The sequence below is a fragment of the Pectobacterium sp. F1-1 genome (genome assembly GCF_025643735.1).
Taxonomy (GTDB): Bacteria; Pseudomonadota; Gammaproteobacteria; order Enterobacterales; family Enterobacteriaceae; genus Pectobacterium; species Pectobacterium colocasium.
The window spans coordinates 2,782,214-2,801,325 of the sequence record NZ_CP104733.1 but is presented as its reverse complement, the minus strand read 5'-3'; the positions used below and the strand labels follow the sequence as shown (position 1 = coordinate 2,801,325).

The window sequence follows — 19,112 nt, the reverse complement described above, 5'->3', positions numbered from 1 at the left end:
ACAATGCGATGGATCTGTACTAAAACGGCTGACGATATTGTTTGGCAGAGGCGGGCCGATGGTTCAGTGCTGGCCACTCATTATTGGCAGCCGTCCAATTTTAGCAGTTCGCCGGTGCTCAGCCGACGATACGGGATTAGGGGTTTGAGGTCCAATCGTGTAAAAAACCACGTTAATAAGATAACTCATTGTTTAAAATGAAAATTAATGGCCTTAGCTCCCCTTTCAGAATATCTTCCGGCAGGGTAAATGTATAATGACCCAGCATATTGATATGACCGTACATCAGTGGTGACAGTCGGGCAATATGCTCATCCTCTGGCGCTTCGCCTGTTGAGTGAAGGTGTGAAAGCGCTTCTTGTATATAAAGAGAGTTCCACAGTACTACTGCGTTAGTGACTATGTAAGCGCACCCGTTTTAGTTCCACACACTTTTTGAGATTTCCGGGTCTTCAGCTATCAGCCGATACTCTTCCAGCGTCAGGTTATTCAGCGATTCATGGGGACGCTCACTGTTATATTCATGCAGCCAGCGCTCTGTAATTTCCCTCACTTCATTCAGTGTTCTGAACAGGTAAAAATCCAGTATTTCTGTTCGGTACGTCCGGTTAAAACGTTCGATAAACGCATTCTGTGTTGGCTTGCCCGGTTTAATAAATTCCAGTGCTACTTCATGTTCTTCCGCCCATTGCGCCAACGTCAGCGAGACCAGCTCCGGACCGTTATCCATCCGCATCTTTAACGGATACCCCCGGTTTACCGCTATCCTGTCCAACCCCCGAACAACGCGTTGTGCCGGGATATTCAGGTCAATTTCTATCGTCAGCACTTCACGATTAAAATCATCCACCACGTTGAACGTGCGAAAACGCCTGCCACACACCAGTGCATCATGCATAAAATCCACTGACCAGCTCTGATTCAGGTATTCCGGCGCCGCCAATGGTGCTGGATCACGCATGGGCAAACGTTGCTTTCCTTTAACGACGAAAATTCAGTTTCAGTAAGCAATAAATACGATGAACGCGTTTGTGATTCCATTCGCTATGATCCTCGATAAGCTGGACTGGCGTCAGCCTAAAACAGTTCGCCTTAACTCACTGACAATGTTGTAAAAAGAACATGACCATATTATAAGTATGGTCATGAGTTAGGACTATCTCGCCTGTATCGCCGCGCTGGAAGATGCGCTTCGCCAGAAAGACAGCCAGCTCAGCCTCGTTGCAGAGATTGAGTTGTTCCTGTGTTCGGCGCTGACCCGTGCCGAAGAGAAAATAGAGAACGAAGAGCGCGAAATAGAGCAACTGCGACGGATGCTGTTCGGTACCCGCTCAGAAAAACTTCACCGACAGGTTGAAGAAGCAGAAACCCTGCTGAAACAGTAGGAGCAGGAAAGCGATCGCTACAACGGACGAGAAGACGAGCCGCAGGTACCCCGCCAGTTGCGGCAGTCCCGCCATCGTCGTCCATTACCGGAACACCTTCCCCGTGAGATACACCGACTGGAGCCCGCGGAAACCTGCTGTCCGGAATGTGGCAACGATATGGAATACCTCAGCGAAGTCAGCGCGGAACAATGGGAACTGGTCTCCAACGCCCTAAAAGTTATCCTCACGGTCAGAGTGAAAAAGGCCTGCGTCAGATGCGACTGCATCGTTGAAACACCTGCTCCCTCACGTCCCATCGACCGTGGTATCGCCGGGCCGGGTCTGCTGGCCCGGGTGCTGACGACTAAATACTGTGAGCATACGCCGTTATACAGGCAGACAGAAATCCTAGTGCGTCAGGGCGTGGATCTGAGCCGGGCGCTGCTCTCCAACTGGATGCATGCTGCCGCCTGATGGCACCACTGGATGAAGCTCTGTGTCGCTACGTGATGGACAGCCACAAACTGCATACGGACGATACTCCGGTGCCTGTACTGGTGCCGGGCATAAAGAAGACGAAAACCAGGCGCATCTGGACGTATGTACGGGATGACCGGAGTGCGGGCTCATCAGATCCGCCAGCGGCATGGTTCGCCTTCTCGCTAGACCGGCAGGGTAAGCATCCTCAACAACATCTTCGACACTATCATGGTGTGTTGCAGGCGGATGCCTTCGCTGGTTGTGACAGGTTGTTCAGCGCAGAACGTGAAGGTGACCCGTTAACAGAAGCAGCCTGCTGGGTCTATGCGCGCAGAAAAATCCACGATGTGTATATAAGCACCCAAACGGCGACAGAAGAGGAAACTCTGAAGCGTATCGGTGACGAAGAAGCCATACGCGGCCTTCCGGCAGTTGAGCGACTAGCTGCCAGACAATCCCAAAGCAAGCCGCTGCTGGCATCCCTGCATGAGTGACTGATAGAAAAAAGCGCAGCACTGTCGAAAAAATCCCGGCTAGGTGAGGCGTTCGCTTATGTGTTCAATTAGTGGAATGCGCTGTGCTACTACAGTAATGGTGGCCTGGCAGAGCCTGATAACAACGTCGCAGAACGGGCATTACGTGCAGTATGTCTGGGAAAGAAAAATTATATCTTCTGCGGTGGCGATCGCGGGTCCTGCTGTATGGTCTGATCGGAACGTGCAGGCTGAACGGTATCGATCTGGAAGCCTACCTTCGCCATATCCTGTGCGTGTTGCCGGAGTAGCCTTCAAACAAAGTGGCCGAACTGTTGCCATGGAACGTAGAGCTTACCAAGAAATAGCCGTCAATACGGCGCTCACTTAAGGCTTACCACCATTCGCTCCACTTTCCCTTTGGTTTGTGGCTGGAAGGGGCGACACAGACGAGGTGCGAAGCCCATTTCTTTAGCGAACTGCCAGATAGAAGGATGGAAGCGGTGGCGGCCTGGTTGATAAGCGTCGTGCTCCAGTACAACCGTTTTCATATTGTCGAACAGCACTTCGCGCGGGACGCCGCCAAAGAAGGTGAATATTACGGTGGCAGCTTTCCAGTGTTTCGTAGCGCATATTGTCGGTAAATTCGATATACAGCATTCGGCTATAACCCAGAACGGCGACGAAGGCGTGCAGTGGGTTTTTACCGTGGCGCATCTTGCCCCAGCCAACCTGCATTTACTGTCCCGGTGAGGTTTCGAAGCGAACAACAGGCTCCGGCGGAGCGGTAACAGCTAGAGAACGGATATATTCCCTTAAAACGGTCATCCCGCCGCCGTAACCCTGCTTGCGGAGCTCTCTTTCAATCACGGTAGCGGGAATTTTATAAGGGTGGGCATCCGGATATAACTACGGTGCTCATCCAAAACTGAAGTGGCGCGGAGCCTTGGAGAATATTCTGGTCGCTCAGACTTTGCCTTCAGATAGCGTTTGACGGTGTTGTGGGAGATGCCCAGTTTTTTGGCAATAGCGCGACTGCTCATTCCCTGCTTATGCAGGATTTTAATTTCCATAACTGTCTCAAAAGTGACCATAAGCTCTCCCTTGTTCAGGAGAGCAGATTAACCCCTAGATCAGATTTCAACCGTTGGGGCTGATCACTTTTGCACCGTTGGTAACACCAGGGCGGCTCCCCTCAGCATCCCGGGCAGTCGCTGGTTAATGCCCTGACGAATGAGCGGAGGAGAAGAAAACTATGCGTCCCGCTTCATCGAGTCAATGTGCTAGAAAGAACCGCAACTGAAAATGGCGCAACAACTGTTACTCGACTTCTACTAGATGCCGAAGATGAAGAATAAATTCCAGCTAAATCAATGGTTCGTTGACGTCAGTCAAAGCGGTCTCGTTGACCTTCAGCGCGTAGCGGCCGGGATGGCGGCTGATGCAACAGCAATACACGAAGCAATAAGTAGTAGCAGATGGAGTAATGGTGTAGTCGAAGGCCATGTAAACAGTCTGAAGATGCTAAAGCAGCAGATGTATGGTCGAGCCGGCTTCGAATTACTGCGACCGCGAGTTATGAGCCCTCTGGCATAGTGACTTCCACCCAGGTTGCGGAAGACCCATTTTTCACCTTTGGTAACATCCCGCCTCAAGGTGTTTCAAGAGTGTGGCTGTGACTGGGTCTGCACCGAGAAAGGTCTATGCTGGGCGCGGCTCGCTTACGCAGTCAGCTTCTTGCGCTGGAGCGCGCGAAACGCAATAGACGTCAGTGGAATAGGGGACGACCGCTGTCTGGGATCGTCCCGAAGTGCGATGTGTTATTCGGTCTGTGGCCCAGGCTCTGCTGACCCTGACTTGGGGCTCAGGGTGATGGCCTCGATTCGGTAAGGGAGAATGCCAACGCTGCGTGCATTGACCCGGTAAGTCGTGCGCGGGGTGTTGTTCTCATCGGTCCAGTCGTCGCGCTCCACACGTCCGCTGACCACGACTCGCATGCCTTTCTGGAACAGTCCAGAGAATTGCTCCGCATCACGATGCCACCAGTCAACGGGCCGCCAGAAACCGCCACGATCTTCAAAGGCACCGCTCTTGCCGGGGACGGGGTTGTCGAAGTAGACGTTCAGACGCAACACCCGACGTGGTTCTTCGTTGCCGTTGGGGTACTCGTGGAATTCTGGCGCAGAGCCGATATTTCCCTCGCCGCTGAAATGTGTACTCATAGTGATGACTCCTGTTTGATGTGAAATGCCCGCATTGGAAAGACAATGCCGGTTGAAACCGTCAACGGTGTTGTGCCGATGCCTGATGTTTCATGTGGTCTCCCTCTGGATGGGGCGGGTTTAGATCTGCCTGATGGCCTGTCCGGCGCAGATAAATATCGTCGGCATGGGCCACTTTGCTGGCGCAGCCCCTGGCCTGGCGTGCGAGTGTGTGCAACAGGCTAATCTGCATGTTCAGCACGGCACGCTGGACTTCCATTGCGTGCAAATCGTCGATGAGTCCGGGTGGCGTAGCCGGATTGGCCATCATCTCCTGCCACAGGGCTACGCCCATACTGCTGCGATCGAGGTTGCGCCAGCGCAGAAAGGTGGTGCCTGCGCCAGTGGTTTGCTGGGCCAGTTGCGTGGGTAGCAGGTTGAAGGGATGGCTGCGTGCCTGTGCCAGAACCTGCCGTTGCGCCAGCACGATCAGATTGTCGCGCAGTGCCTCGCATTGGCTGGCCCAGACTTCGAGTGCCCCTTTACCTTTAAAAGGTTTTAAAAGGCCTTTTAGGTAGCCTGCATGTTCCAACTGCTGGAAGGCGGTCTGTTCCAGCAGGGTGAAACGTGTCGATGCGCTCATGCGTGGTCATCCTCGCTATCCTGTGCATCTTCGGTTGGGTTTCCACTGGCGTTGGCAGGGACATCAGCAGGTTCGTCTGCGTGTGAGGGTGTTTGATGTGTGGTGCCTGAATACGCCATGTTCGTTTGCCCACGCCGGATCAAGGGGGGGGCGAAGCGTGAACGACGCGTGCCTTCGAGCACGTCCTGCGGCAGTTCTCCGTACTTTTCCACTGCGGCACGGGCTGCGGCATTGTTGGCAGCAAAGTCGTCGCGCCGGGTGCCGGAGTAGCGGTATTGCTGCGCCAGACTGAAGAGACTGCGCAGGGCATGTGCTCCGTCGTTGAGCCAGCGCTCAAGGGTTGAGCGGTCGATCAGGGCGGTGTGGTGAGCCAGGATCAGGCGGCGGGCAAGATCATCGTAGTCGGCCAGCAAATAGACCGCCATAAAGCCCAGTTGCGAAGAGACGAACAGCGGTAGCTTGACGGGTTGCACATTCATGTTTTCACCAATACTCAGCGCGGGTGGTACGTCAGCCAGTGCCTGGTCCACTTGTTGGCGCAAGTTCTGGAGCTGTTCTTTGGTGAGCGACAGCTTGTCTTCAATGCGCAGCATCCACCAGTCGGAGTAGGGATCGTCCTGCTCGGCACCGCGCTTGAGCTTGTTCATGATGGAGACAAATCCGTTCAGGCCGACGATGCCGGGTTTGCTTTCTGCGGCTGCGCGTCCGTGCCAGATACGCGACGCGTGGTGGGTATGCAGGGTCAGTGACATCGCACTGCGCAATGACCCCAGATTCAATTGCAAGGACTCGGTGGCATTGTTTTCGTTGGCCATGGTGATGATTCTCTGTAGTGAAATGAGTCGCCAGCTTCGGCTCTAACAGGAAGGCCGTCAGTCATGAAACCGCACTGCTGGTCAGCCTGTTTTGCGAGGCACCGGACACCTTGCGAGGGAAGGGTGTGTGTGCCGCTATACCCGGGGTATAGGCGACGGTGGACGCCAGTGGACGATATGTCGCTATTTTTGTGTGAGTCGTATGCGTATCGTCTGGAAGGCTGTGTGTACAGCTATACCCAGGGTATAGACGACCATGGATGGTGATGGATATGTCGTCAGGTGGCATCCAGCAATTTGCGCAGCCGTGCCAGATGGGCCAGTGCGACATCTCTGTTCGCCGCAGGCGGCTGCGGTGGGGCGGGGTCTTCACGTGGTTTGGTGGCAGGCGTTGTCTGTGTGTTGTCTTTCTGGCCTGCCCAGGCTCGGAAGTCACCACGCAGGGCTTTCTGGATGATGCCAAACAGATAGCCCGCAGGGTTGCGAATGGTGGTTGTCGTGCATCGGGCATCCCATTCGTCAAGGACGGATTGGTGCAAATTGGGTTCAACCGACTGCAATGCGGCCAGCGCACCGGATTGCTGCTCAGCCTTGAGTGCCATAAAGCGCTCTGGCAAACGAAGCATCCCAAGCCCTTGCGCACGCGGTACTGTAAGTATTTTTTTATTATTTTCTTTTATAGGTACTGTACTGATGCTCTTCGGATTCCGAAGTGTGTTGATTTTGCTGGCGCTCAGGCTTGATTTGGAATCCGAAGTCAGGTCGCCATCATTCCGAAGCGGGGGCGTTGTCCCTTCTTCGGAATCGTGATCGTTCATATCCTGTGGGTAACGTGAATCCATGCGCCAGCCCTGTGCGGACAGCCGCTGTGTCAGCACCTGCAATCGGGTTGGCAGTACCTGGCCGCTGAGCATCGCGTCCTGGGACATCTCCTGTAGCGTATACACGCCGACACGCTGGACAGATTTACTGGCATGAACCAGAGACTGGCTGACCAGCGCCAGATAGTCAGCATCAAGCTGGATTGCCTCATAGGGGGTGAGTGGTTCATCGTGCAGGACATAGAGGTTGCCCAGAATGCGGCCTGTGCGCGGATCACGTCTGCGCCTGACCAGGCTGATCCATCGGGTCAGGCGCAGCATCTTCAGGGTGCGTGCGACCGTTTCATGAGACGCTCGGGCCGCGCACGGCATGGAGGCGAGCCAGGGCGCGAGCTGATCGTACGTGGGCATCGCGGTGATACCATCTTCTGCGAGCATCAGCCGGAAGACTTGCCAGCCGTTGCGTTCAAGCGGGGTCAGCCGCCCGTCCATCAGGAGTGCCCGTGGCACACTGTCGTGGTGGTTGCCGCTAAAGAGGAAACCATCCGTTGCCACAGGCGATGAGGTGGCTTTAACCGGCTTCGCAGATGGCGGCTGCAGGTGAGAGAACGCCTGGTCGAACAGCTCATTCAGCCGGACAGGACCGTTCGTGCGTGGCTGACCTCCTGCCATCAGGTCTGTCCTTCATCAATCCATCCGCGTATGGCACTCCAGATAACGGACAGAGGCAGGTCTGTAGCCTCAGCGAGATCCGCTGCGATACCCAGCATGTCCATATCGTCAGTGAGTGCCATTTGCTGTGACTTAACAGCAGCAGACCAGCGGTGCCACAGATTGGTATCCTGTTCTTCGCTCAGAACCGGATGGCGGCCTTTGCGTTTTGGCAATCCGATCACGCTGCGGCGCAACGCGATTTCCTGATGCGTGAGCCCGAAGAACTTGCTGATAAGCTCGGTACTGGCTCCCAGACGCAGAAACCTGTCAATTTTGACGACCTCTTCGGTTACCCCATCGACCTGATGCAGCAGCCGACGCAGCACATCACGGTTGACCACGACGGAGCACCAGGACACGTTGGCGTTGGCCAGCACACTTGCCATGGCAGGATGCTTCAGTGCATCGAGGTCGGTGTCATCGAATCCCATGGACTTGGCTCTGCGCAATTGACCATTACGCAGATCATGCAGTGCTTGTGCGATGACAGCCTGATTGAGAGGGTGTGGACCGGTCATGGCTGTGCTCCTCATGATCCGGGAATGACGTCGCCGTCATCCTGTGTGCCGTTCTCAATGTCGATCAGCCTGCGGGTCAGCCGTAGCAATCGGAACAGCTTCACCAGTGCACTGTCATTGAGCCGCTGTGGTGCATCGTTTGCGTCATTGCTCGCGTCCAGTATCCCCTGCAACAAATGCCCGAGTAGCCCAAACCGGATCGAAGACGCGGTATCTGAAAGCGGATGTGTGGCGGGCAGATAGGGGACGCTCAGGGCGTGCAGCAGCGCCAGCACCATGGATGCTGACGTATCTGTGTTGACACTGTCATCGGCGCATTTACAACTGAATCCGATGCCATTTTCGTATGGCTCAATAGCATCTTGCGCACCGACTTCATGGGCGATTTCTGCGGCAAACTGCGCAATATGGGTGCGTAGTCGAGAAGGTTCATCCAGTGATGACTCAATGTGCCAGATATCGGTGATCGGATACAGGCTATCGGCCTGGATAGGGATAGATTGCAAGACATTGCGTTCGAAGTCCGGCAAGGTCTCGCCAGTATGGTCGGCGACCAGCCGCTGAATCGACTGCAGCCGTTCGGTTGTGCCGGTAGGGGAAACAACATGTTGTTGCAGCAGCGCTGCCCGTTCGTCGTTTCCTGTCGCAGATTTGTCTTGCGGGGTATGACCAGCAGGTTCTGCCGGGGGCGATGCTGGTTGTGCAGACGCCTTGTTGGTCGTTGATGGCTCATTATTCCTGGATGGCGTGGATTCCGATGCGACTCCAGGCGGCGTTACGGGTAATGGCATCGTCTCTTTCAGCGTCGATGCTCCAGGTGCAACTGCTGGTGTTTCATTGCTGAGTAACTGCCAACGACGATCGGCGTCGGTGATCTCGAATGCCAGCGTGTCGTACTCCATCTCCAGCAGATCGGCCATTTGTCCAATCAACTCATCCTGTACGCGCTGGACACTGAAATTGCCCGGTGTACTGTCGAACATCACCAATACATCCTGGAACAAGGTGGTGAAGTCGATATGGCGATGCGTGTTGGTGCTGCGAGCAGACCAGGCCCGCTCAGCAGCACGTCGCAGGCTGGTCAACTGCTCGACCTGATGTCTTCCCAATCCTGCATAAAGCACAGTAGGGATGGCCGGAAGCAAGTATTGAATGGCCTCTTGCATGCGACTGATATGGGGCTGGGGTACAGGGTAGCCATCGGCCTTGAGGCGGCGGGCCAGCTCTGACTGTGACAGTGACTTCCCAGTCTCTTCTTCATAGAGCTCTCGTGCTTTATTGACGCCCAGGGCACGTTCAATAAATGACAGGCCACCGTGCAGCTCGTTCTCAGCCAGATGCCCCGTCAATGCGATGATTTCACCGCGTTCCGGCCATGGGCGGAACAGGCATGGAATGCGGAAAAAGCGTTCATCCTTGGTCTCAGTCCAGAGCTCGCGCAGGATTGACAGTCTGGTATTGCCCCCGTTGCGAATGATATAGCCCTTTGCCCCTGGGCGCTGAGTGATGGAAGGCGGGGAGTCGAGTCCGCGCTCGTGTATCGAGGCTTTGATATCGTCGTAGAGCGGGTTGCGGGTCAGTCGTGGATCGAGCTCATAGGGTGACAGTTCGTCGAGCGTTACCACCATGGCGGTTTCCGTAATAGGTGCGCTTAACACTCCGGTAATCGGTGTTTTGCTCGCGAAGCCTTCACTCAAAAGCTTGTTGGTCAGGTCTTGTACAGAAATATCAGGCATGGTGGCCTCCCTTGTCAGGAGAGGATTCGTCAGTGGCAAACTGGTTCTGCGTGCGTCGGAGCAAGGCGCGTGCATTGCGCCCGGCGCGGTAGTCGCTGGCCGTAGAGCTGGTGAAAATGGGGGGCATACCCGGTTTGGTGAACTTCAGATGTCCGCCAGAGGTACGCACAACCTCCCAGCCTTCTTGCAGCGTGTATTCGATCAGCGGTAGTAACTGCTTGTGGCCTCGGGCTAATTCATGGAGATGAGACATAATTGGTCCCTCCATGGCTTTTTCCGATAATGTGATGGAATTCCGTATGCCATAATTCACTGACCATCATTCGGATGATTTCAGGTTCAGGCAGTACGATTGATGAATCGGTATTGGTTGCAGTGGTTTTGCAGACACCGCCTTTTATTGAACTAACAAAAATTGTTTGCATGAGTTGCTCCTTATCGTATGACTGGAGCAGTCAGATGCGTTCTTTCAGACGGTCAGTGATCCACCGATCAATTTCGACCGAATCCCAACCTACTGCCCGTACACCGAGGCGTATTGGCTTGGGAAATTTGCCTTCTTTCATCAGGTTATAGATATGGGCGCGTTTGAATCCGGTTTTAGCCTCAACTTCTGGGCGCCGTAAAATACGGCGCTCTGATAGTTGTGTCGTGATTTCCGCGTTCATTATCGTCACTCCTTGGTGCTTGGTAGCGTTTATGAGGTGTGATGGCTATTAAAAAGACCTCATCATTCCGTTTCATCAAACAATAGGGATGTGCTGGTTACGGTTTTTTAGCTGACTGAAAAACAGGGATTACTGGATATATTCGCCAGCGCTTATCCGGTTCGTCGTCCGGCAATGTTTATGAAGAATAAATGACGGTAAAGTGTTTCAGTTGTCGGTGTTTTTGCATATGAAATAGAACCCAGTTCAATGGGTTCTATTTTGTCGTTCACAGGACTGAAAATGTCAGATTTCATGCGAATTATATGATTGCTTATTATTCGCTTGATTGATTGGTGTTAAATGAAACACATCAGAAAATTGAGGGGACATGACGATAACAGACACTAACAGTGTCGGTCATATGGCAGACAAATAAAGTAAGGCATTAACTGGTGCAACTTACCCATCTGAATGTAGTTCTGTAGGGACTGTCGACATGTGGGCAGATTGCAATTCGCCAATTTCAAGCGCACGGTTGATAAAGCGTTCCAACTCCGGCGAGTAATATTTTTCTGTCGTGATGATATTTGTCGATGAGTCTGGGATATCGTAAGACGTTGCGCGGATAATCACGTCTGGATGGTTATACAATGAGAGCTGTGATTCAAGCCCTATGCCGATACCGTATCCTGCAGCTACCAGCATGAGCATCGGTTCATGGCCGGAAATATATTCAGCAATATTCGGTTGTGGTAGAGATGTGTCATTAAACCAGCGTCGGATGATGTTATATCCCCCGGTGCATCGTTCTGGATGGCATAGTACTAGAGGGTAGCGAAGCGCTTCGGCGACAGAGATAAACTCAAGAGAAAGAAGAGGGTGATTACGAGGAATGGCGACTGCGGGACGCTCACTCCAGACCGATTGTTTGGTGTAGCCGGATAGGCTGACATCATCAATAGTGAATCCTGCGTCTATCTGGTCGTGAGCCAGGGCATGAAGCATTTCGTTGACGGACATCTCTGTTATACGTATCTCTGTACGTGGCTCTTCTTCCCGGCAGCGGGCAAATAATTGTGTCAGCCGGGGCTGAGCCAGACTGTCGCATAGACCTATACGGAGCCTGCCTCTGTAACCTTTTGCTGCAGAATGTACACGTGTTTTGGCGTTTTCGATAAAGTTAACAATGCGCTGAGCTTCCTCGCGGAATACCTCCCCAGGCCAGGTAAGCCGAATACGGCCTTTGTGACGGTGCAGCAACTGAACACCAAGCTGTTGCTCCAGTTCTTTAATCGCACGGGATAGTGGTGATGGTTCAATATGAACTCTGGCTGCAGCTCTTGCGAAGCTCTGTTCTTCTGCGACAACCAGAAAGTAATGCAGGTGACGGATCCTCATATTTTATTGCTCCTTTTTACAAGTAACTTTGGACTTCTGAAACAACAGAAGGACTAACTTGTTTTGGTTATCTGATGTTAATAATCCATTCCCTGTTTTGTGATGGTTTCACTTATGCAACTCAATGAGACTTCAGGTGAATACTACGCGAAGGAGGAAGTAAAGATACAATCAATTATAGGGTGTGTGATGTTGATCTTTTTTCTAATCAATGATCTGCGGAACTGCTGATGTTATTTTCAATAGTACGAATGCCGTGCACTATAGGATTTATGAGTAATTACTCTGATTAATACTTTAAGGTTAATTAAAACCCACATGGTATTGCGGGTTTTAATTAAGTGTTTAACTCAATGAGTTCTATGAGGTATCCCGTCAAAAGAAGGGTATATTTTTGATTTTATTAATGATCGTAAGGATCTCGTCTAGATTATTAGTATTGACTACGTCAACAGGAGACTGGTTATCTAGTTTTTTATTTTTATTAGATAAAGCTTGATAAATTGTCCATGAGTCTGCTCTATCTGATAATTTAAGTACTGACTGAATCAGTTTTTGCTTTATGGGATCGAGTTGCCAATCAGGAATTCGTTGCCCACGATTGCCAATATTTATTGTTAATAACTTATTTGCTTTTATCTCCCGATTAATTTGGTCTCGAGATTTACCAGCCAGTTTGGCAAACTGGGATACTGATAGATTGTGCGGTTTTTCATATATATTAAGCATGTCTATGCGTTTTTTTTGTATTTCTGTGATGACTATTTCGGATGAATCTTCCCCATTAGATTTTAATGGAATAGGTGAAAGTCTTTGAAATATTTGGTTATTGTTATCTTCTTCATCAGTTGTAACTACAGGATTAGAGGTGATTGCTGGAAGTGTTGTTACCAGTGGTGATATTGGTAAATTCCTATCTGTATCCAGCATGGTGGGAATGCCAGCAATATAGATAGTCAAATGCTTCACTGCTGATTCAACAAATCCTTGCTCTAATAAATCGAGCCTGTCAGCCCAATCTTGCATCATGCGTCTACGTGGTTCTACGTAACTAGCATGGTTATATGCGGAGCTAACTTTATTTGGATCGGCGTGAGAAAGTTGGGCATCTACCCAAACTTTGGGGTAACCAATTTCGTTTAGTGCTGTTGAAATTGTGCCACGTATACCATGACCTGTTAGCTTATCTTTATATCCCATACGCTTCAGAGCATTATTGAGAGTGTTTTCACTGATACGTTCTTGTAAATTATAGTAATGTGGCAGTAGATAACGTTGAGCAGGCTTCATTTTATCTATCAAATATCTGACTATTTCAATTGACTGTGCAGATAACGGTACAATATAAGGCGGGATATCCTGTGGCCGTTTTCTATTTTTTCGCATGTTCTTTTGTAGTTGCTTAACCTCTTCGGGAGGAATAAGCCAAAGTCCACGATCTAAATCGAATTGTTCTGGTGTAGCAAGACGTAATTCACCCGTTCGAACTCCGGTGAGAAATAATAAACGAATACCAAGTTGTGTATTTTCATGGCCTGAGTATTTACGCAATTTACATAAAAATGACGGTAACTCTGACATATGTAAGAATGGATTGTGAATTTCTGGCGGTTTTGGTAGAGCAACTTCCTTCAGATCAGTGGCAGGATTAACGTCAAGCCCATCTATTTTCACCACAGCGTAACGAAATAATTGTCCAAGCCAACTGCGTGCTTTTTCTGCTGTTGTAAATGCTCTGCGTTTTTCAATCTTAGATAAGATTTTTAATAGATCTATACGGCGGATATCATAAATTGGCATTTTGCCAATTTGGGGCAAGATATCATTATTAAATGTTCGCTGAATTTGGGAAAGGGTGCCTTTTTTATCTTCTTTTAGTTCTAAAGACCTATATTCAGCCCATTTTTTGAACACGGATTCAAAATTATTTTCGACAGCTAGTTGGATAGCATAGCGTTTTTGTTTACGAGCGGCTTGAGGGTTTATTCCTGCGTCTAACAAAGCTCTCGTTTCATCCCGCAGGTTTCTAGCTTCTTGTAGTGACACTTTGGGATAGGTGCCAAGAGATAGGCGCTTTTGTTTACCTAGCCAGTAATAGCGGAAATGCCAAGATTTCCCACCGCTTGGAGAGACCGAAAGCGAAAGGCCATTATCATCTGGGAGTGTATAGGCTTTGCCAATTGCTTTTGCTTGGCGAACAGCTATAGCAGAAAGTACCATTATCATCGCTCCTGATTAGCATCAGAGCTGAATTTTGGTTCTCGGTGGTATTGCTTAACAGTAACAATCTGGAAACGAAATCACCCGCATTCAAATGGACTTAAACATGTACTTAAAGTGATCGGATTTGAGTGGATTTCGATAGATTTTACTGGAATAGAAAAAGATGAATTTCTTCTTCTTTTCAGCGTGTCATAGACATCAATATACGTCTATAGAACATGAATTGGTACGACCGAGTGGACTCGAACCACCGACCCCCACCATGTCAAGGTGGTGCTCTAACCAACTGAGCTACGGTCGTACAGGAGATAACATCTTAATCAGTAACGTTTTGATTAGAATGCTTTTCTTCATTCCAGCGTTTGGAATGGGCGCTATTATGGACGGCTCTGATGTCGGTGGCAAGCGCTTTGTTGACTATCCTCTTTCAAGTGTTGAATGTTTAGCCGAATTCGTGCGTTGAGGTTTACTACTCAGCCATGACGCAGTGTGTCGTCATGGCTGATGTCTGTCATTTTCCGATCTCGTCCTCTGCTGGCTTGTGATTAGCGAGCAGGGCGAGTCTCCTGGGTAAGGAGAGAACGGTCCTGGGTTGCGTCAGGCTGGGGCGAATATTCACCGCATCATTTTGCAACGACGATAGTGGCCACGCTGTTTCCTATCGTGTTGCACAAGGCAATTGCCATCGACATAAAGCGATAGACACCGAAAATCAGCGCCAGTCCTTCTAGTGGTAAATTACCTACCGTCGCCACGGTTGCCGCGAAGACCACGAAGCTGCCGCCAGAGACGGCTGCGGCGCCTTTTGATGTCACCAGCATGATGAGCAAAATGCCCATTTGCTGTTGCCAGCTCAGGTCGACACCATAGGCATTGGCGATAAACAGCGTACACATCGACATGTAAATGCTGGTTCCGTCGAGGTTAAATGCATAGCCTGTCGGGAGAATCAGCCCTACGCTCTGTCGTGAACAGCCAAAACGCTCCAGTTTCTGCAACAGCCGAGGTAAGGCACTTTCGGACGACGCCGTTCCCAGCACAATCACGATCTCATCGCGGATGTATTTAAGAAAGCGGGTAAGGCTGAATCCTGCAAATCGGCAGATGCAGCCCAAAATAACGATGATGAAAAAAGCGACCGCAGCATAGAACATCAATACCAGATTTAATAGCGACAGCAGCACGCTACTGCCGTTACTTCCCACTGCATAAGCGACGGAACCGAAGGCGCCAATCGGCGCTAATTTCATGATCAAATTGATGAACTCGAAGAAACATTCCGAAATGCGGTTCATGCCATTTTCAATCACGCTGCGTTTTTCATGAGGAAGAGCAAGCAAAGCGAAACCGAAAATCAGTGAGATCACCAGCACTTGTAAAAGCTGCCCACCAGTAAAGGCTCCAATGAAATTATCGGGGAAAATAGCGTAGATAAAATCCATGGTGGTGGTCGGCATGTGGCCTTTTGCTATGGCAGAGTCAACGGCGGCGGTGGCCGTCTTGCTGACATTATCAGCATGAATGCCAGAACCGATGTCAATGAGATTTGCCCAGCCGAGGCCGAGTGCGAGGGCAAAGGTCGACACCAGTTCAAAATAGATCAGCGCACGCACGCCGATTTTTCCTACTTTCTTGATATCTCCAGCGGAGGCGATGCCATGCACCACGGTAAAAAAGATGAGTGGCGCAACGGCGGTTTTGATGAGTTTCAGAAAGATGTCGCCGAGTAAAATTGATATTTTCTTTGTTCAGAGAGGCTGTTCACAGCCTGACTTGCGACTATACGTGTACGTAAATCTGTAAGGGGAGTGGAATGATCAAGTTGGTAATTACCGATCTGGACGGCACGTTTCTTCACAGCGATGGCGACTACAACAGAACCTTGTTTGCCGACGTGTATGCGTTAATGAAAGAGAAGCGCGTGCAGTTTGCTGTCTGCACGGGTAAGCAGTGCGAGCGGGTCGAGGCACTTTTTGGCGATGTTGCAAAAGATATCTGGATTCTGGGAGACAGCGCGACGCGCATCAAGTATCAGGGAGAGTACGTTTACCAGTCGCTCATTAAAAACCGTCTGGCCTTGAGTCTGATTGGCGTTCTGGAAAGCGTAGACGATCGGCATGTGGTCATCGGCTGTACCCCACATGGTGCAATGGTCAGAGAAACGATCGACCCAGCTTTACTGGAAAAGATAAGGAAGTCGTACACCAACGTGACGCTGATCTCCAGCTTTGCTGCCGTGACTGATGACTTTGTGAAAATCACAGTTTATGACCCGGAAGGGAACTGTCATGAGACGGCGAAGTATCTCGATGCGTTCCACGATCATGTCTATATCGTGGTCTCTGAAGCGGCTTGGATCGACATTGCGAATGTCGGTGTACACAAAGGGCACACCGTCGACATCCTTCAGGAAAAATTGGCGATTACGCCACAGGAAACGATGGTGTTCGGCGACGGCTACAATGATATTGAGCTAATGAGCCGTGGGGCTTACAGTTTTGCGATGCGCAATGCGTTTGAGGAAACCAAAGCCGCGGCGAACTTTGTTGCCCGCAGCAATGACGATGATGGAGTACTCAACACGATAAAGCTGCTGCTTTCATGAATTGAACCGTGTGAACCGATCCGGCAGCCGCTAGGGCTACCGCTGTGTTATCTGGCAATAATCAGATCCAGGTTTTTTTCGCTTAATGCACTTTGGCAGGCAGGGGCAATTTCATCATCGGTCACCAGCGCGGCGATCTCATCACACCCAGCGACGCGATAGCGCGCCAGAGCAGACATCTTATTGGCGGTCAGCGCAACGATCACTTCGCTGCTGCGGGTGACCAGACACTTTTTGAATTCTGCATCGTCATATTCAAAAACGGTTAGACCTTCATTGACGTCAAAGGCACAACCTCCCAGCAGGCATTGATCGAAATACATCTTCTCTAGCTGCCGAAGCGTATCAATACCAATTGCGCTGCCGACTTCTTTCTGGATCCTTCCGCCAAGAAAAATCACTTCTACATCCTGGTGCTGCATCAATTCTGTCGCGATAATGGGCGAATTACACACGGCGGTAAACTTCAGGCCTGGCGGGAGTTGCTTCGCCACGGCCAGATTGGTGGTGCCGGTGTCAAAGAAGACGCAGCTATTCGATTTTATCAGTGGGATAACGGCCTGCGCGATGCGATCTTTCTGGACCGCATCGATAGTCGCTCGACTGGCAAAATCGATGGCTTCTGGCGGCATAATGACCGCACCGCCGTAGACGCGCTTACAGGCACCGGATAGTGCCAGCTCCTTCAGGTCGCGCCGTATGGTGTGCTCAGAGACGTTCAATTCGCGTGAGAGCTGGGCACAGACGACTTTGCCTTCCTCGCTGAGGATCTGCCGGATTTTGGCTTGCCGTTGTTCGGGAAAGTCGGTGTAATCGAACATAAATGTCCTTGGTTAATCAAAATCATGCGTCACCAGCCGCCGATGGCAGGCTTCACTGCTGTTAGTGCCGTGTACCGCATGGAATCGCGCCATGGTAATCCGCCATTTCTGGCAACACAACCTCTCTACTGTGTTGCTCTGCAATGTGTGAGTCATAGTGTAAAATTTACGCGTTACTATACCAATATCACCGATAAAGAGAGAAAAACATCCGTGTTTCATGTCATTACCGGGCTTATCGCCCTCTATGTTATCTGGCGTCTGGTTTGGCGTCTGCGTGTCGGTGTGTCCGCCAAGCGTATACTGGCGGTGTTAGTGTTGTTGGCTTCGCAGCATCATCTGATTACGCGTACCTTTTTTGGTACGATGGCGTCGCCGGAAGTGCCCGCGTTTGTCCTGATGTTTCTGGGGTGGGCGTTTGGCGCGCTGCTGATATCCGCATTTCTGCTGTTGGCTGCTGATCTGCTTGGCATTGTGGGGCGTTTTTTATCCCGCTCGGCTGGGGATGTTCTGCTAAACAATAGGGCGCTGCGTGGCGGCATTGCCGTCGTGGCGATGGGGTTAGCGGCTATCGGCGTTTGGGAGGCAGTGCGTGTTCCTGACGTTCGCACGGTAGACGTCGAACTGAAGCAGCTACCGCCCGAATTGGATGGTTTCCGGCTAGTACAGCTAACCGATTTACATGCCAGTCGTCTGTTACAGCGCCCCTGGATGGAGGCTGTGGTGGCAAAAACCAATGCGCTTAAGCCCGATCTGACGGTGATTACTGGCGATCTGGCTGATGGCACCGTGAATGCTCGATACGAGGATATGGAACCGCTACGTAACCTGACTGCGCCACACGGCGTGTTTGCCATCGTGGGCAACCATGAATATTACGTGGAATATACGCCATGGGTGCAGCGGTTGGATGCGCTGGGTTTACGTCTGTTGCTCAATGAACATGTGTCGATCGGTCGCGATAATGCCGCGTTTGTACTGGCTGGCATCACCGATCGTACCGCCGCTGATTTTCAACAGCCGCTGCCGGATATCGGCGCGGCGCTCAATGGAATCTCGCCAGATAGCGCCGTTGTTCTGCTCAGCCATCGGCCAACGGGGGCGAAAGAGAATGCGCGTGCCGGTGCGAATTTACAGCTCTCCGGCCATACGCACGGTGGCCAAGTGCTGGGCATGCACTGGGTGACACAGCTGGCGAATGAAGGTTATGTGTCTGGCAGCTATGACGTGGATGGCATGCATTTGTACGTGAGCAATGGTGCGGGCCTGTGGAACGGCTTTCCGATCCGCTTAGGGAAACGAGCCGAAATTACCCAGTTCATACTCCGTTCATCTTCGCTGTAGGTTGTTTGTTGGGCGCTAACAGAATCTGCGGCTTCCCTAAAGAGGCCGCAATGATAATCAGGCGCATTATCGCTAGCGGTTCTGGCGGCGAGATTATTGATGCCGATAGGAAAAATGTGCGATTGAGCTGATTTTCATCAACTTAAACTATCGCAGAAGTTAGCATATACAATTATAAATTATAGGGAGACTCTGGCACTGTCTTGCATCAAGAAGAGGGAATAGGTGAAGGCTCCGTAAGGCTATTGGAGGACGACCCTGCCTTCTTGCGCAGCGATTAAGGCAATGCAACATACTGGGAGA

At 51.1% G+C, this 19,112-nt stretch carries 15 protein-coding genes, 1 tRNA gene and 6 pseudogenes; 5 read left to right on the top strand and 17 right to left on the bottom strand.

All coding sequences use genetic code 11. The annotated features are described in order from the left end of the window. Positions 1–172: 172 nt before the first annotated feature. Positions 173–415 (bottom strand): annotated as a pseudogene (locus NAL19_RS12290) (Tn3 family transposase); the annotation flags it as partial. A gap of 3 nt (positions 416–418) precedes the next feature. Continuing rightward, positions 419–1,040: pseudogene (locus NAL19_RS12285) on the bottom strand (IS3 family transposase); the annotation flags it as partial. Positions 1,041–1,043: 3 nt separating this feature from the next. Between NAL19_RS12285 and NAL19_RS12280 the strand changes: the two are divergent. Together NAL19_RS12280 and tnpC are read left to right on the top strand one after the other, a co-directional pair. Next, positions 1,044–1,115: pseudogene (locus NAL19_RS12280) on the top strand (IS66 family insertion sequence element accessory protein TnpB); the annotation flags it as partial. Positions 1,116–1,169: 54 nt separating this feature from the next. Further along, a pseudogene (tnpC, locus tag NAL19_RS12275) lies at positions 1,170–2,631 on the top strand (IS66 family transposase). Positions 2,632–2,718: 87 nt separating this feature from the next. Here the strand turns inward: tnpC and istA are convergent. Beyond that, positions 2,719–3,414, bottom strand: a pseudogene (istA, locus tag NAL19_RS12270) (IS21 family transposase); the annotation flags it as partial. A gap of 74 nt (positions 3,415–3,488) precedes the next feature. Here istA and NAL19_RS12265 point away from each other — a divergent pair. Beyond that, positions 3,489–3,916: pseudogene (locus NAL19_RS12265) on the top strand (transposase); the annotation flags it as partial. Positions 3,917–4,140: 224 nt separating this feature from the next. Here the strand turns inward: NAL19_RS12265 and NAL19_RS12260 are convergent. The 13 genes from NAL19_RS12260 to NAL19_RS12200 form a co-directional block, all read right to left on the bottom strand. Beyond that, complete coding sequence (locus NAL19_RS12260) at positions 4,141–4,542, bottom strand: single-stranded DNA-binding protein (RefSeq protein WP_263057491.1); 402 nt, start codon at positions 4,540–4,542, stop codon at positions 4,141–4,143. 61 nt (positions 4,543–4,603) lie between these two features. Continuing rightward, positions 4,604–5,164: a DUF3158 family protein gene (locus NAL19_RS12255; protein WP_263057490.1), complete on the bottom strand. Its 561-nt coding sequence runs from the start codon at positions 5,162–5,164 to the stop codon at positions 4,604–4,606. After that, positions 5,161–5,979 (bottom strand): PFL_4669 family integrating conjugative element protein, encoded by an 819-nt coding sequence (locus tag NAL19_RS12250; RefSeq protein WP_263057489.1) that lies wholly within the window; start codon positions 5,977–5,979, stop codon positions 5,161–5,163. Before NAL19_RS12250 ends, NAL19_RS12255 begins: the two co-directional genes overlap by 4 nt. Positions 5,980–6,257: 278 nt before the next feature. Next, positions 6,258–7,472 carry an STY4528 family pathogenicity island replication protein gene (locus NAL19_RS12245; protein WP_263057488.1) on the bottom strand — a complete coding sequence of 405 codons (1,215 nt, stop codon included), beginning with the start codon at positions 7,470–7,472 and terminating at the stop codon, positions 6,258–6,260. Beyond that, positions 7,472–8,032, bottom strand: coding sequence for a DUF2857 domain-containing protein (locus NAL19_RS12240; protein ID WP_263057487.1), 561 nt, complete (start codon positions 8,030–8,032; stop codon positions 7,472–7,474). The genes NAL19_RS12245 and NAL19_RS12240 overlap by 1 nt, the downstream gene beginning before the upstream one ends. Before the next feature lie 11 nt (positions 8,033–8,043). Further along, positions 8,044–9,768 (bottom strand): ParB family protein, encoded by a 1,725-nt coding sequence (locus NAL19_RS12235; protein ID WP_263057486.1) that lies wholly within the window; start codon positions 9,766–9,768, stop codon positions 8,044–8,046. After that, positions 9,761–10,021, bottom strand: coding sequence for a type II toxin-antitoxin system HicA family toxin (locus tag NAL19_RS12230; protein ID WP_263057485.1), 261 nt, complete (start codon positions 10,019–10,021; stop codon positions 9,761–9,763). Before NAL19_RS12230 ends, NAL19_RS12235 begins: the two co-directional genes overlap by 8 nt. Further along, a complete protein-coding gene (locus tag NAL19_RS12225; RefSeq protein WP_263057484.1) occupies positions 10,005–10,193 on the bottom strand; it encodes a hypothetical protein in 189 nt (62 codons plus the stop codon). Before NAL19_RS12225 ends, NAL19_RS12230 begins: the two co-directional genes overlap by 17 nt. A gap of 30 nt (positions 10,194–10,223) precedes the next feature. Further along, on the bottom strand, positions 10,224–10,436 hold the full coding sequence (locus tag NAL19_RS12220) for an AlpA family transcriptional regulator (protein WP_263057483.1): 213 nt from the start codon (positions 10,434–10,436) through the stop codon (positions 10,224–10,226). A 441-nt stretch (positions 10,437–10,877) separates the two neighbouring features. Next, positions 10,878–11,816: a LysR family transcriptional regulator gene (locus tag NAL19_RS12215; RefSeq protein ID WP_263057482.1), complete on the bottom strand. Its 939-nt coding sequence runs from the start codon at positions 11,814–11,816 to the stop codon at positions 10,878–10,880. A 375-nt stretch (positions 11,817–12,191) separates the two neighbouring features. Next, a complete protein-coding gene (locus tag NAL19_RS12210; protein ID WP_263057481.1) occupies positions 12,192–14,036 on the bottom strand; it encodes a tyrosine-type recombinase/integrase in 1,845 nt (614 codons plus the stop codon). Between the two features lie 227 nt (positions 14,037–14,263). Then, a tRNA-Val gene (locus tag NAL19_RS12205) sits at positions 14,264–14,340 on the bottom strand. 322 nt (positions 14,341–14,662) lie between these two features. Beyond that, the gene (locus NAL19_RS12200) at positions 14,663–15,718 is read right to left on the bottom strand and encodes a cation:dicarboxylate symporter family transporter (protein ID WP_263059708.1); all 1,056 of its coding nucleotides are present in this window, start codon (positions 15,716–15,718) and stop codon (positions 14,663–14,665) included. Between the two features lie 134 nt (positions 15,719–15,852). Here NAL19_RS12200 and NAL19_RS12195 point away from each other — a divergent pair, with 134 nt between their 5' ends. After that, complete coding sequence (locus NAL19_RS12195) at positions 15,853–16,644, top strand: HAD-IIB family hydrolase (RefSeq protein WP_263057480.1); 792 nt, start codon at positions 15,853–15,855, stop codon at positions 16,642–16,644. 47 nt (positions 16,645–16,691) lie between these two features. Here the strand turns inward: NAL19_RS12195 and NAL19_RS12190 are convergent, their stop codons facing one another. Continuing rightward, positions 16,692–17,465 carry a DeoR/GlpR family DNA-binding transcription regulator gene (locus tag NAL19_RS12190; protein WP_263057479.1) on the bottom strand — a complete coding sequence of 258 codons (774 nt, stop codon included), beginning with the start codon at positions 17,463–17,465 and terminating at the stop codon, positions 16,692–16,694. 78 nt (positions 17,466–17,543) lie between these two features. Between NAL19_RS12190 and NAL19_RS12185 the strand changes: the two genes are divergently transcribed. Beyond that, positions 17,544–18,809 carry a metallophosphoesterase gene (locus NAL19_RS12185; RefSeq protein ID WP_317630323.1) on the top strand — a complete coding sequence of 422 codons (1,266 nt, stop codon included), beginning with the start codon at positions 17,544–17,546 and terminating at the stop codon, positions 18,807–18,809. The last annotated feature ends 303 nt before the right edge of the window (positions 18,810–19,112 follow it).

Bases quoted from the DNA above. Each gene is read 5' to 3' on its own strand.
- NAL19_RS12195 (WP_263057480.1), top strand. From the start codon at position 15,853: ATGATCAAGTTGGTAATTACCGATCTGGACGGCACGTTTCTTCACAGC.
- NAL19_RS12215 (WP_263057482.1), bottom strand. From the start codon at position 11,816: ATGAGGATCCGTCACCTGCATTACTTTCTGGTTGTCGCAGAAGAACAG.
- NAL19_RS12225 (WP_263057484.1), bottom strand. From the start codon at position 10,193: ATGCAAACAATTTTTGTTAGTTCAATAAAAGGCGGTGTCTGCAAAACC.
- NAL19_RS12235 (WP_263057486.1), bottom strand. From the start codon at position 9,768: ATGCCTGATATTTCTGTACAAGACCTGACCAACAAGCTTTTGAGTGAA.
- NAL19_RS12230 (WP_263057485.1), bottom strand. From the start codon at position 10,021: ATGTCTCATCTCCATGAATTAGCCCGAGGCCACAAGCAGTTACTACCG.
- NAL19_RS12245 (WP_263057488.1), bottom strand. From the start codon at position 7,472: ATGGCAGGAGGTCAGCCACGCACGAACGGTCCTGTCCGGCTGAATGAG.
- NAL19_RS12255 (WP_263057490.1), bottom strand. From the start codon at position 5,164: ATGAGCGCATCGACACGTTTCACCCTGCTGGAACAGACCGCCTTCCAG.
- NAL19_RS12260 (WP_263057491.1), bottom strand. From the start codon at position 4,542: ATGAGTACACATTTCAGCGGCGAGGGAAATATCGGCTCTGCGCCAGAA.
- NAL19_RS12185 (WP_317630323.1), top strand. From the start codon at position 17,544: ATGGAATCGCGCCATGGTAATCCGCCATTTCTGGCAACACAACCTCTC.
- NAL19_RS12210 (WP_263057481.1), bottom strand. From the start codon at position 14,036: ATGGTACTTTCTGCTATAGCTGTTCGCCAAGCAAAAGCAATTGGCAAA.
- NAL19_RS12250 (WP_263057489.1), bottom strand. From the start codon at position 5,979: ATGGCCAACGAAAACAATGCCACCGAGTCCTTGCAATTGAATCTGGGG.
- NAL19_RS12220 (WP_263057483.1), bottom strand. From the start codon at position 10,436: ATGAACGCGGAAATCACGACACAACTATCAGAGCGCCGTATTTTACGG.
- NAL19_RS12190 (WP_263057479.1), bottom strand. From the start codon at position 17,465: ATGTTCGATTACACCGACTTTCCCGAACAACGGCAAGCCAAAATCCGG.
- NAL19_RS12240 (WP_263057487.1), bottom strand. From the start codon at position 8,032: ATGACCGGTCCACACCCTCTCAATCAGGCTGTCATCGCACAAGCACTG.